Annotated in this window: 8 protein-coding genes; 2 read left to right on the top strand and 6 right to left on the bottom strand. The window is 63.8% G+C overall.

Annotated elements, in window-relative coordinates:
• Positions 1 to 184: 184 nt before the first annotated feature.
• The 5 genes from K414_RS0120375 to K414_RS0120355 form a co-directional block, all read right to left on the bottom strand.
• On the bottom strand, positions 185 to 1,711 hold the full coding sequence (locus K414_RS0120375) for a flippase (protein ID WP_027497626.1): 1,527 nt from the start codon (positions 1,709 to 1,711) through the stop codon (positions 185 to 187).
• Positions 1,711 to 2,763 carry a glycosyltransferase family 1 protein gene (locus K414_RS0120370; protein WP_027497625.1) on the bottom strand — a complete coding sequence of 351 codons (1,053 nt, stop codon included), beginning with the start codon at positions 2,761 to 2,763 and terminating at the stop codon, positions 1,711 to 1,713. Before K414_RS0120370 ends, K414_RS0120375 begins: the two co-directional genes overlap by 1 nt.
• On the bottom strand, positions 2,673 to 4,046 hold the full coding sequence (locus K414_RS0120365; protein ID WP_027497624.1) for an O-antigen ligase family protein: 1,374 nt from the start codon (positions 4,044 to 4,046) through the stop codon (positions 2,673 to 2,675). The genes K414_RS0120370 and K414_RS0120365 overlap by 91 nt, the downstream gene beginning before the upstream one ends.
• 40 nt (positions 4,047 to 4,086) lie before the next feature.
• Positions 4,087 to 5,565, bottom strand: coding sequence for a sugar transferase (locus K414_RS0120360; RefSeq protein ID WP_027497623.1), 1,479 nt, complete (start codon positions 5,563 to 5,565; stop codon positions 4,087 to 4,089).
• Between the two features lie 154 nt (positions 5,566 to 5,719).
• Positions 5,720 to 6,427, bottom strand: coding sequence for a GAF domain-containing protein (locus K414_RS0120355; protein ID WP_027497622.1), 708 nt, complete (start codon positions 6,425 to 6,427; stop codon positions 5,720 to 5,722).
• A 149-nt stretch (positions 6,428 to 6,576) separates the two neighbouring features.
• Here K414_RS0120355 and K414_RS0120350 point away from each other — a divergent pair, with 149 nt between their 5' ends.
• Both K414_RS0120350 and K414_RS0120345 read left to right on the top strand, forming a co-directional pair.
• A complete protein-coding gene (locus K414_RS0120350; RefSeq protein WP_037219422.1) occupies positions 6,577 to 7,686 on the top strand; it encodes a cellulase family glycosylhydrolase in 1,110 nt (369 codons plus the stop codon).
• A gap of 44 nt (positions 7,687 to 7,730) precedes the next feature.
• Complete coding sequence (locus K414_RS0120345; protein ID WP_027497620.1) at positions 7,731 to 8,663, top strand: alpha/beta hydrolase; 933 nt, start codon at positions 7,731 to 7,733, stop codon at positions 8,661 to 8,663.
• On the opposite strand, the gene K414_RS0120340 is transcribed toward K414_RS0120345, so the two are convergent.
• Positions 8,657 to 12,847 carry a bifunctional nitrate reductase/sulfite reductase flavoprotein subunit alpha gene (locus tag K414_RS0120340; RefSeq protein WP_051365187.1) on the bottom strand — a complete coding sequence of 1,397 codons (4,191 nt, stop codon included), beginning with the start codon at positions 12,845 to 12,847 and terminating at the stop codon, positions 8,657 to 8,659. The genes K414_RS0120345 and K414_RS0120340 overlap by 7 nt on opposite strands.
• Between the last annotated feature and the right edge of the window lie 113 nt (positions 12,848 to 12,960).

The raw sequence follows: 12,960 nt of genomic DNA, 5'->3' as shown, positions 1-12,960 counted from the left end.
GCCGACAGACTCGATGATAGCTGGGTGTGGACACAGTCCGCGTAGCCGTGCCGACTGCGAATGAAACTGCATCTCAACAACATTGGAATAGCGGGGGTGGTGGTCGGAAAAGATTGCGAAACCGAACTTCGACTCCGGATGCTGCCGCCGGAATCGGGAGATTCGTCTGTTGTGTGTCCGCTTCTCACTGCACGTGCGCACGGTGTCGTCCTTTCTCGGCTGATCCCGGCATCGGTGACTCGACGAGTCCGATGGCAACGAACGCTGCGAGCGAGGTCGCGACCAGTAATGCCGCGCCGACGGACACGAGCAGCCACAGGCCGGGGTAGTGCTGTACCAGGAACCAGCCGCCGACGGTGGCGGCCGCGGTGATCACGACGACAACTGAAAGGGACTGCACCGGAAGTAGTCTGGAGATGGGCATGCTTCGCGCTATCACGATCCAAAGCAGGACGAGGGTGGTTCCGATCGTCGCGACCGTGGAGATGGCAGCTCCGTCGTACGACATCCGTGGGATCAGCACGACGTTCAATCCGATGTTCAGGGCCAGGCCGACCAACGCAACCACGGGGTAGTGACGCTGCATCCCGGCCGAGGCCAGGAGAAAGATGCCCAGCATCACCAACGACATCAGTGCCGCGCCGATGACGAGCAGCCGGGCCGCGTGTGCTCCGTCCACAAATCTGTCGCCGTACAGGAGGCCGATCAACGGCTCGGCCGACGGTACGAATGCCGCCACGGCCATCGCACCGAAGACTGCGAACAGCAGTGCGGCCGAGCGGGTGCGCGCTCGAAATGCAGTGGTGTCGTGAGGCCACGACGCCACGAGCAGGGTGCTGATCGGTGCCACTGCCGCCAATACGAAGGTGTCGATCATGTCGGAGAATTTGTAGCCGATCGAGTACAGACCGACGGCCTCGAACGTGTCGAGGAGGCTGAGCATCAGCATGTCGATCTTGAGCATGGCAATGGTGAGGGCGAAGCCTATGGCGAGGGGCACGGCCTCCCTCAGGTACGGACCCCAGCGGCGCACCTCGATGCGCCTCGACGGTCGCAACCCCATGGAACGGTTGCCTATGCCGAACCCCTTGGTGATCAGTTTGAACACTTCGTTGACCACAGCCGGCAGTACGAAGATCAGCAGGGTGGGAGCGAGCACGGCCGCCAACACGGTCAAGGCCAACTGGATTGCCTGACCGGCACTTTCGGCCACCGCCACCAGGATCAGCCGGTGACGACTCTGGAAGAGGACGCTCAAGGCGTGGCCCGGTGTGGCGAACACGACCACCAGTCCACCCAGCACCGTCGCGAGGACCACCTCGCTCGGATACTGCAGCAGGAGAACGTATGCCACGGCGAGTACGTAACCCACGAGTCCGAGGGCAGTACGCAGGGCCAGAAACGACGACGCGGTTCGACCGATTTCCTCGGGATCGTCGTCCATCAATTTCGCCAGCACGACGCGTCCGACTCCCAGGTCGGTGACGACGGACATCAGGCCCAGCAGTGCGAAGACGAAACTGAACTGACCCCAGTCGTCCGCTCCGAGGGACCTCGCGACGACGACACTGCCGACCCAGCCCAGTGCCGCGATGATCACTCTGCTGATCAGAACGGCGATTGTCGCCTTGGCTGCGGCCTTCGGATCCGCTGCGATCGCGCGGTAGTCCGGGGGCTGCTCGGTGCCGTCGAGCGCGAGCTCGTCCGACATCAGACCACGCCCGCGGCTCGATACGCGTCGGCAGTGAGCTCAGCCGTTCGACGCCAACTGATCTCGCGAGAGGCGTCGGCTGCCGCGCCGACGAGGGCTGCGCGTGCATCCGCGTCGAAAGCGATGGGTTTCATCGCGTCTACCCAGTCGTCCACGTTCTCCGATGCGACGAGCACGGCACCGTCGCCGACGACGTCGGGGAGGGCACCGACTGCACTGGCGACGACCGCGCCGCCCGAGGCCATGGCCTCGACCGGTGGGAGCCCGTAGCCCTCGTACCGAGAGGCGTACGCGGTGACGGTCGCAGCTGCATAGAGGGCAGGCAGGTCCTCGACATCGACGTACCCGAGCCCGCGGGAATTGCGTGGAGCGTGGGGACCGGTCGAGCCGGCTCCGGCCAGCAGGCACGGGATACCCAGACTCTCCGCTGCGTCGGCCACCAGCTGAACGTTCTTGCGAGGCTCCACCGTTCCGACCTGCATGACGAAACGGTCCGGAAGGTCGTACTTGGACCGAACAGCGTCCACTCGGCTGTCGGTGGGGACTTCTGCCCACGCTGCGGGTGCCAGGCCGACGACGGTGGCGTCGCGGCCGCTGACGGCCTTGATCCGGTCGGCGGTGAATTGCGAGACAGCGATGAGCAGATCGGCACGGCGCAGAGCTCGCCGCACCAGTCTCTGTTCACCGAGCGCGCGAAATTTACTGGAGGCCGACGGCATGTCGATGACCGAAAGATCGTGCACCGTGGCGACTGTGAAGGCCTTGGTGACAAACGGAAGGTCGACGTCCAGGCCGTGTACGACATCGCACCGGCCGACGGGGAGTGCGCCGAGCACCGCCCGAGCCGCACCGCTGGTGACAGGCCGTTCCATCGCCCGAACCGAGGGCGGGAGCTCGCCGACGGCGTCGCGCTGCACCACCGCGGCGAGATCCGCGTCGGGTAGACGATCCGGTAGCTCGTTCAGGAGCTCGCGAATGTAGGTCTGTACTCCACTTCCGCCCGGCCTGAGGGCGAGCGCCCCGAAGACGATTCGTGTTGCGCTGCTGCGCATCCCACCACTCCTAACAAGAGCCAGAAATAAACATCGATCGGAAAGATCTCGAAATATGTGGACACGAGGCTGGCGAACATGGCGGCCACGATCGAAGCTCCGACGCCGAGGGCCAGCGCACCGTCGTTGCCCGGTAGTGCCCGGGACAGGCGTGTGCACCACAGCAACGACGTCACCAACAGCGCCACCACCGCCCAGAGGCCGATCGGCCCGAGCTCGAGCAGGGCCTTCACGTAGTAGTTGTCGGGTTGGTAATTCGTCGAGAGCCCCGATCGCGTGAACGCGGCACCCTCGGCGGTGGAAATGCGGTCTGCTGCAGACCCACTCGATCCCAGACCCGTGCCGAACGGATGAATCAGGATGCTGGCGATGATGTTGGCCCAACCGTCACCGCGTTGACCCAGACTACTGGACGAGAAGAAGACCGACGTGATCTTGGGTACGAAGGGGACCGTGACGGCGACGGCCAGTGCTGCCAGAGCAAACGGCGCGGCAAGGTATCGAAAACGCACGGCGATCAAGTAGATGACCCCGACCGCGAGTCCGAGAATCGCTCCACGCACGATCGAACTGGACATCGCGACCACCATCATCGGAGACGCGCACAGAAACAACAGGTTTCGCCGACGGCGCGGATCGGCCAAAGCGACCGCACCACCGACGAGCAGCGCCAACATCACGTACAGCCCGAATGGGAACGGCAGGTTGAACGTGCTGAACGTGCGCAGTAGCCCGCCCGATGTTCGGACCTGCGTGCCGTATTCGTAACCCAGCGATACCAGTGCGGCGGGCCCGGCCACCAGTTGAGCGATGCCAACGACAGACGTGAACACACCCATGCCCATCAGAACCGAGACGAGGTGGTCACGGTCCCTGGCGTCGAACGGCGCGAGCCACATGACCACAACCAGCAGAACGTAGAAGAAGGTGACCTTGATACCGAACAGACCGACTATTCCGAACGTGGCGAATGCAGACAGGCTGCCGAACACGACGAACACCGCAGCGGCCGGCCACCACGGCACGAACACCCGAGCAGGCGAGCCGGGAACTTGTCGTGGTCGGCGTAGCCACGCACACAGAACGGTGAAGACGACAAGGCCTTCCTTCCAGCCCGACACGACCCCGGGAAGGGGAACGAGAACCAGCAGTCCGTGCAGTGGAACCAATCCCGCCAACAGCAACACTCCACGTTGTGGGCGGCGGTAGATCGCCGATGCCACCGCGCAGCCGAGCGCGAGGACCAGCGCTGCGCCGAAAGCAAGCGCAACGTACGTGATCACGGGGTCACCCGAACGTGGCGGTGTTCGGCGTAGACCACGATCAGTCCTCGGCGCGTTTCAGAACGGCGAGCACGGTGAGAAACAGGATCTTGACATCGAGCCAGATGGACCAGTTCTCGATGTAGTAGTTGTCCCACTCCGCGCGGTCGGCAATGGACGTCTGGCCCCGAAGGCCGTGCACCTGAGCCCATCCCGTCACACCGGCCTTGACCCGGTGCCGTTCACCGTACCGACGGATCTGCATCTCGAACAGGTCCACGTACTCGGGCCGCTCCGGCCGGGGGCCGACCAAGCTCATGTCGCCACGAAGGACATTGAGCAGCTGTGGCAGCTCGTCCAACGAGGTCTGTCGCATGATTTTGCCGATACGCGTTCTCCGGTCGACACCCTCGACGCCACCTGGTGCGTCCCCGGCCTTCCGCTCGAACGCCGCGTCGGATGCCCGTGGAGGCCGCATGGACCGAAACTTCAGGCAGTCGAACGGCAGCCCATCGCGGCCGATTCGTTCCTGCGCGAAAAAGATCGGGCCGGGGGAGCTCAGGCGCACGAGCAGCATCAGCGTCAGGAAGACGGGGGAGAGCAGCAGGAGTCCGATTGCCGTCAGAACTCGATCGAGTACACCCTTCAGGGCGAACTGCCAACCCTTGGGGTTCACGTGCGGCAGCACCATCAGCGGCAGGCCGCCGATGTGCTCGACACGAGTGTTGACGCCGACGGCGTCGTACAGCCTGGGTACCACCCACACTCGCATTCCGAGCCGGTGCGCAGTCCTGATCGCGCCGACCAACACTTGGTCTTCGGTCGGAGCGAATGCCACTATCAGCTCCTCCGCACCGGTCCTGCGCGCAACTGCCTCCAAATCGCTGGGCAGTCCCAGGTGCGGCAGATCGGGCAGCTCGCCTCCCGATGAGACGTCGGCGACGGGGATTTCTCCTACGTAACCGACCGGAACAAGACCGTACTCAGGAAATTGTCTTGTGCGAGAGACGAGTTGATGCGCGATCGGGTCGTTGCCGAGCACGATGGTCGGTGCTGCCGATCCGAATTTGGTGCGAATCACGCGCTGGACGACGATGCGTACGAGCCGGACGATCGCAATCGTGAATGCGCTGAGCAGCCACAGTCGCAACACGACCGCGCTGGGCCGGTACTCGGTGTCGGCCAGGAACATCACGACCATCAACGCGAGCGCAGCGAATGCAACAGCCGTTTCGGCAGGCCCGATCTCGTCGAGAAAGTTGCGACGAAGGCTGCGCCTGTACATCGACTTGCCCGCCATGATTCCGATGAGCAGCGGGAGGAAGAGCCATGGCAGCCAGCCGGTGTCGACGAGACTGCCCGAATACCACAGCAGCGCTCCGGTAACTGCGACCGCGGCACCGAACACGTCGACCGCAACATTGACGGCGGTGTTCAGCGGATCGACCCGTAGTCGGTCCGCGAGTGTGCGACGGGCTACGACGACGTCGGGCTCGGCAGCCCGCGGGCGAGTGTGGGGTGATTCCAGTGTTTCGGGCACGGCTTCTTCCGGTGGTTAGTTTCGAATGAGGTCGGTCCTGAATATCCCAATTAATGTATACCGCCACGAAAGTGGACACCCGGTCGACTTCACGAAAAAAACTCGAAGTCGGTTGTAGGTCGAAAATGCTAATACTTGTCGGGGAAAGCGCCCCTTATTCGAAAACTCGCTCGCGAATAATCCAGGCCAAGTCCTGCAGTATCTGAACGTGGCCGGTGGTCCACTGCCGCGGCTGTCGATCCCACACGCACAGGGTTCCGACGGAATGGCCGTCATCGTCGGTGAGCGGAACTCCGAGGTAGGAAACAAACAGGTTGCTCTGGACCGACGGATGATCCTTGAGGGCGTCGTTGAGTCTCGCGTCTTCCACCACCAGCGGCTGGCCTAGATCGATCGCATAACGGCAGATGGACGCTTCGAGAGGAACCTCTTGCGCGCCACCGAGTTCCGACGGCAGTCCGAGTGCACTCTTGAAGTACTGACGCTTGTCGTCGAGAAGCGAGAATGCGGCAGACGGAGCGCTCAATGCATCGGCGACCATCGCGACGATCCGGTCGTAGCCGGAGTCGGATCCGGTGTCCATCAACCCTGTCCGAGTCACTGCTGCCAGCCTCTCGGGGTCGTCGATCGGCGTACCGAATGCCCGCGTCACCTCGGCCGGTTCGACGCCCTTCTCCGAAGCGGCCTGCAAAGCCCGGAGCAGAGCACCGACCTCGGAATCCTGATCGTCGGACAGTTCACGAACGAGTCGATCGACCACGGCCCGCCGAATGAATTCATCGGTCCCGAGGCCGGATTTCTCCGCCTGCCGGGCGAGTAACTCGTTGAGACGCTCGTCGAAACCGGGAAATCCTGTTGTCATTGGGCATATGGTAGTACAGGCAATGTCGTCCTACCGATGACTGCGGGGTCGAATTCTGCGTCAATCCGAATCGTTGCCGTAATTGCCACAAAGCGTATGACAATCCGTTTCGGCGAAGATCGCCTACCGGTGTTGCTATCGTCCCGCAGATGAAAGCAAATGCTCCTCTGCGGGTGATGGCCGTTCTTGCGGCTCTGGTGTTGCCGTTCGCTGCGACGCCGGCAGTGGGTGCATCTCCCGTCGTGCGGGCTCAGGCCGGTCCGGTGAACTGTGGCGGGCAGTCCGACGCCATCCGGATCGGAGTCTCGCCGGGCGCGTCGATAGGTAGCCTCTCCCCAGCAGATCTGGATCGCGAACTGACGCTTGCCAAAGCCGCGGGAGCCTTCGCGGTTCGTCTCGACATCGATTGGTCCGCAATCGAATCGACACGGGGCGCTTTCGATTGGAGTCGAACGGACCGAGTGATCGATGCCGTCGTGGCCCACGGGATGTGCCCGCACGGGATCATCGCCTACACCCCCAGATGGGCGCGAGTAGCTGCCGCGGTCAACGATTCTCACTCCCGTCCTGCAAACCCGTCCACTTACGCGGCTTTCGCCAAGACGGTGGTTCAGCGGTACCAGAACCGCATCAAGATCTGGGAAGTATGGAACGAGCCGAACATCGTGACGTTCTTCAAGCCCGTTCCCGACGTCACGGCGTACTCGGCGCTGCTTCGAGCGGCCTACACGGCGATCAAACAGGTGCAGCCCGGTTCGACCGTGCTCGTCGGTGGGATGGCACCGTCCGAGGACACGAACGGCAACATCGCGGGCACGTCGTTCCTGTCGAAGATGTACGCGCAAGGATCCAACAAGTACTTCGACGCCTTCAACGTGCATCCCTACACGTGGCCGTACCTACCCAACGACCCCAGCACAGCGTCATGGAACACCGCCATGAAGATGTGGTCGATGCGAGACACCATGGTTGCCGGCGGTGACAGTGGCAAACAGATCTGGATCACCGAATTCGGCGCACCGACCGGGACCAACCCCAACAGCGTCAGCGAGCAGGTGCAATCGGACAGCATCGGGATCGTTCTCGACGCCGTCCTCGGCAACGATTGGCTCGGACCGGCTTACGTCTACAGTCTCCGAGACGCCGGGTCCGACACCGCCGACACCGAACAGAACTTCGGCTTGGTTCGTAGAGACTGGACCCCCAAGATCGCCTACGGTCGCGTCGATGCCTACGCCGCGGAGCATTCGGCACCGTAGATCGACCGATTCCGCTGCCGGTGTTCGTGGGTTATGGTTCGCCCATGAATTCGCAGCCGGGGGGCGCGGTCCCTGATCGTAAGGACATTACGTTCGACTCGAACGGCGTCGACTGTGCGGCGTGGCTGTACCTGCCCGACAGCACCGAGCCGGCCCCGGTGGTCGTCATGGCGCACGGTCTCGGCGGAACCCGGGGAATGCGACTCGACGCCTACGCAGAACGATTTCGCGCCGAGGGCTACGCGTGCCTGGTGTTCGACTATCGGTACTTCGGAGACAGTGGCGGGCGACCGCGACAATTGCTCGATATCGAGTCCCAGTTGCAGGACTGGGCCGCAGCGATCGCGTGCGCCCGGGGTCGGCAGGACGTGGACGGTTCGCGAATCGTGTTGTGGGGCTCGTCGTTCGGCGGTGGCCACGTCATCGTCGCGGCAGCACGGGATCAGCGTGTCGCCGCGGTTGTCGCGCAGTGTCCGTTCACCGACGGCATCGCCTCCGGGCTCGCTTCGAACACATGGACCTCGGTCAAACTGTCCGTGCGGGCCGTGCGCGATCTGCTGGGATCGGTGATCGGGCGGCCGCCGGTGATGGTGGCGACCGCCGGACGACCGGGGACTACCGCATTGATGACGTCACCCGACAGTTACGACGGGTACCTCGCGCTCGCTCCGGACTCCGACGAGTCGTTCCACAATCGGGTTGCCGCCCGCTTCGCGCTGCAGATCGTGCGCCATCGGCCCGGACGTCGAGCGAAGGACGTCCGCTGCCCGATACTCTTCGTCGTCTGCAACACGGATTCTGTGGCGCCGGCGAAGGCCACCCTGCGATACGCCCGGACAGCCCCGCTCGGGGAGATCGAAACCTATGACGCAGGCCATTTCGACATCTATCTCGGTAATGACTTCGAGCAGGTGGTCGCGGACCAAATCGCCTTCCTCCTGCGCACTGTCCCGCCGCTGGTGGCTGCGGATCAGTAGACGTCGCGCACGTACCGCTTCTCCGCAGCGAGAGCCTTGACGTACGCCTCGGCACTGCTCGGGGCCAGTTTCCCGTGCTGTGCGACCACGCCTTTCAGGGCCGCATCCACGTCTTTGGCCATTCTCGACGCGTCGCCGCAGACATAGAAGTGGGCACCTCGGTGAATCCAGTTCCAGAGCTCGCTGCCGTGTTCGCGCATACGATCCTGCACGTAGACCTTGTCCTTCTGATCCCGGGAAAAGGCGACGTCGAGACGGTCGAGCGACCCGTCGCTCAGCATCGCGGTGAGTTCGTCGCGGTAGTAGAAGTCGGTGTCCGCGTGCTGTTCGCCGAAGAAGAGCCAGTTCGGGCCGGTGTGCCCGAGCGCGCGCCGCTCGTGCAGGAACGCCCGGAACGGTGCAACGCCGGTGCCGGGGCCGACCATGATCATCGGCGTGGCGGGATCCTCGGGCGGTTTGAAATGGGTCGATTTCTGAACGAATATCCCGATGTCATGGTTGGCGGCATGGTCGGCCAGATACGTCGAGCACACCCCGCGTCGAGCGACGCCGTGCACGTTGTATCGCACAGCCGAGACGGTCACCTGCACCTCCTCGGGATTCTCCTTCGGGCTCGAAGAGATGGAATACAGACGCGGCTGCAACGGCTTGAGAACGCCGAGCCAATCGTCCACCGACGCGCGAACCGGATGTGCGGCAAGTACATCGATCGATTGCCGTCCCCACATCCAGTCGGCGAGCGTGTGTCTGTTGTCCGGATGCAACATGGCCTCGAGGTCGTCGTTCGCGGTACGCCGGTGCACGAACTTCAACAGATCCGGTGTGGCACGGGCGATCTCGAGGTGCCGACCCAACGCCGTACGGAGCGGCATTTCACCGTGCTCGGCCAAGTCGACGACGGCGTCACCGTCGAGTCCGGTGGCACCGAGCCACTCCTGCACGTACTGGTCACTGTTGCGAGGCCAGACCCCGAGTGCGTCACCCACCTCGTATTCGAGGGTGCCCGCAGGAAGGTGGAATCCGAGTTGACGGACGTCCTTGAGCGATCCGCGTGCGGTGAGCACTCGATTCCGAACGAGAGTGGTCACGAGGGGCGACTTCTTGCTGTAGCGCGGTCCTACGTCAGCGGCCGCAGGCCGACGTGCGGGTGCCCCAGGCTCGGCCGGCGCGGTGGCGGGATCGGACGTTGGCGAGTCACCTGCCAGCAGCGCGCTCACCGAGTCGAGCCACTCGGCGGCCTCGTTCTCGTAGTCGGGCTCGAGGTCGACCCTGCCGAGTAGTCGCCGCGCACCGAGTTGCTCGAGGCGTTCGTCGATCTTGCGGCCGTGCCCGCAGAAGTCTGCGTAACTCGAGTCGCCGAACGCCAGCACGGCGTAACGGATTCCGTCCAGTGCGGGTACCGAATCGGTTGTCAGGCTCTCCCAGAAGGTTGCGCCGTTGTCGGGTGCTTCGCCGTCCCCGGTGGTACTGCTGACGATCAACACGTCGGCCTCGGCCGGTAGTCGGTCTGCGGTGAACGAGTCCATGGAGTGTTCGGTGACGGCAGACCCAGCAGCTCGCAGATGAGAAACACTGGACTGGGCGAACTCCTCGGCAGTTCCCGTCTGCGAGGCCCACAGCAGGAGCAGTGGTCTGCCCGCTGCCGACGAGGTGTCCGCGGCGGGTGCATCGGTGCCCGGCGAGGGAGTGCGCGAGAACAGGCCTGCGAGAACACCGTCGAGCCACGCGTGCGTCTCGGGAGTCAGCGGGGTCCGTTCGGGCAGCGTGGGGGTTCCCGGCGCAGAACGGGCGGCGTCGGTCCGAAGTCCCTCCAGCAGGCCTGCCATGTAACTTTGTTCGATGACGGTGAACGGTTCTGCGGGTCGGCTCGGGCGGCCGACCAACACGGCGAGAGCGTCGACCGGATCGTGCACGTCCTCGGACGTATCGGGCGAATCCGATTGAGCAGCAGATACTTTCGTCAGCGACACGGCGCAGGCCTTGAATTCGGGTTGCTGCGAGTAGGGATCGACGGCGTCATTGGTCACCGCGTTGATCGCCAGGGATTCGCCGAACTCGTCGCTCCAGTGGAACGGCGCGAAGCAGCCTCCGGGTAACACTCGGTCGGTAACGACAACGGGCAGTGCTGCACGGCCTCGACGCGACGACAGTTCGACGGTATCGCCGTCGGACAGATCGAGCCGGCCCGCATCGGTCGGGTGTATTTCCACGAACGGGCCGGGGTTCAGTTTGTTCAGCTTCGCGACTTTGCCGGTCTTGGTCATGGTGTGCCAGTGATGGGGGAGTCGCCCCGTGTTGAGCAGGAACGGATAGTCGTCGTCCGGCATTTCGGCCGGTGCCATGGCGGGTCGGGCGAGAAACTGCGCTCGACCGCTTGCGGTGGGGAACGACAGGGCAGGAATCGAGCCGTCCTCCGACACCCGCAGGGTTTGGCTGACTCCGTCGTTGAGGTACCGGATGGGGTGTCTGGTGGTAGTCGACTCGGGCGGGCACGGCCACTGAATCGAACCCTCGCGGAGCCCGTCGTAGGTGACGCCGCGAATGTCGTAACCGGTGGCGGGGTTCGAGAATCGCTTGATCTCCTCGAAGATCTCTTCGGCACTGGAGTACGTGAACGACTCGGAGTAGCCGAGGGCGCAGGCCATGTCGGCGATGATCTTCCAGTCGGGGAGTGCTCCGCCGGGTGCTTCGACAGCCGGCTGGAACAGCGTGAGGTTCCGCTCGGAGTTGACCATGACACCATGGGCCTCGGTCCACAGCGCAGCGGGCAGCATGACATCGGCGTATCGGTTGGTCTCGGTGTCGGCGAAGGCGTCTTGAGTGATCACCAGTTCGGCACGTTCGAGACCGTCGATCACGGTTGTTCGATTGGCGACGGACGCAACAGGATTGGTGCAGATTATCCAGCAAGCTTTGATGTCGCCCGCAGCCAACTTCGAGAACATCTCGATGGTTCCACCACCGACGTCGGTGCGCAGTGTTCCGGGCGGGATTTTCCAGGCCTGCTCGACGAAGGCGCGGTCGGTGTCGTTGGTGACCGCCCGTTGGCCCGGCAGTCCGGGGCCCATGTATCCCATTTCCCGGCCACCCATCGCGTTCGGCTGACCGGTCAACGAGAAGGGGCCGCTTCCGGTCCGGCAGATAGCACCCGTTGCCAGGTGGAGATTGCACAGTGCGTTGGTGTTCCAGGTGCCGTGGGTGGACTGATTGAGTCCCATCGTCCAACAGCTCATCCAGTTCTCTGCAGTCCCGATCATCTCCGCTGCGGCACGCAGATCTTCCTCGGCGAGACCGGTTGCAGCGCAGACCTTCTCAGGGGTGTAGTCGCGAAGAAACTCCGGCATCGCGTCCCAGCCGTCGGTGAACTGGGCGATGAAGTCAGGGTCTGTGTTTCCGCTGTCGACGATCAGAGCCAGCAGGCCGTTGAGCAGCGCCAGATCGGATCCCGGTTCGAGCATGAGGTGCAGGTGCGCCTTGTCGGCGGTGGCGGTGCGCCGCGGATCGACCACGATCAGTTTCGCACCGGCCTTGACCCGGTCCATCATTCGCAGAAACAGGATGGGGTGGCAGTCGGCCATGTTGGAGCCGATGACGAGGAACACGTCGGCGTTGTCGAAGTCTTCGTACGACCCCGGCGGACCGTCGGCTCCGAGTGACTGCTTGTAGCCGGTCCCCGCGCTGGCCATGCACAATCGTGAGTTGGATTCGATCTGATTGGTACCGATGAACCCTTTGGCCAGTTTGTTCGACAGGTACTGAGCCTCGATCGACATCTGCCCCGATACGTACAGCGCAACGGAATCGGGTCCGTGTTCGTCGAGGATCGTGCGGAGCCTGCGGGCAGTATCGGTGATGGCCACCGAGGTGTCCGTACTCTCCGGCCGGTCACCGCGCCGGTGGCGAATCCGAGCCTTGTCGAGGCGGCCCGGCGCGGCAAGCATGTCTGCGGTGGTGCTTCCCTTGGTGCACAGTCGGCCGAAGTTCGCCGGGTGGGTCTTGTCGCCGACCGACTTGGTGACCGTGGGCCCGATCGGCAGCGTCGACTGGGAGCTCGACTGGGACTTCGCCGCCGACGGCCCACCGACCTCGAGCACCATGCCGCATCCCACGCCGCAGTATGCGCAGAGCGTCTTCACCGTGGTGACCATGGCTTCCACAGTGCCCGGTGCAGTGTGCGCGGCCATTACACATCGGTTAGCCGGATATGACGTTGTCCTCACCGGGCGGCGAACTAGGCGGTGATGTGCGTTCGCGGCACCGCTCTGTGTGGCAGGGAGGTAACACCAACTTTCTGCAG

Origin of the sequence: Rhodococcus sp. JG-3 (genome assembly GCF_000482405.1) — a bacterium.
In the GTDB taxonomy this organism is placed as follows: domain Bacteria; phylum Actinomycetota; class Actinomycetes; order Mycobacteriales; family Mycobacteriaceae; genus Rhodococcoides; species Rhodococcoides fascians.
The sequence above is the reverse complement of the archived record's forward strand: the minus strand, read 5'-3'. Positions and strand labels throughout refer to the sequence as shown.

What these genes read in the sequence shown, in the direction of transcription:
- K414_RS0120355 (WP_027497622.1), bottom strand. Translation starts at nt 6,427, where the DNA reads ATGACAACAGGATTTCCCGGTTTCGACGAGCGTCTCAACGAGTTACTC.
- K414_RS0120350 (WP_037219422.1), top strand. Translation starts at nt 6,577, where the DNA reads ATGAAAGCAAATGCTCCTCTGCGGGTGATGGCCGTTCTTGCGGCTCTG.
- K414_RS0120340 (WP_051365187.1), bottom strand. Translation starts at nt 12,847, where the DNA reads ATGGCCGCGCACACTGCACCGGGCACTGTGGAAGCCATGGTCACCACG.
- K414_RS0120345 (WP_027497620.1), top strand. Translation starts at nt 7,731, where the DNA reads ATGAATTCGCAGCCGGGGGGCGCGGTCCCTGATCGTAAGGACATTACG.
- K414_RS0120370 (WP_027497625.1), bottom strand. Translation starts at nt 2,763, where the DNA reads ATGCGCAGCAGCGCAACACGAATCGTCTTCGGGGCGCTCGCCCTCAGG.
- K414_RS0120375 (WP_027497626.1), bottom strand. Translation starts at nt 1,711, where the DNA reads ATGTCGGACGAGCTCGCGCTCGACGGCACCGAGCAGCCCCCGGACTAC.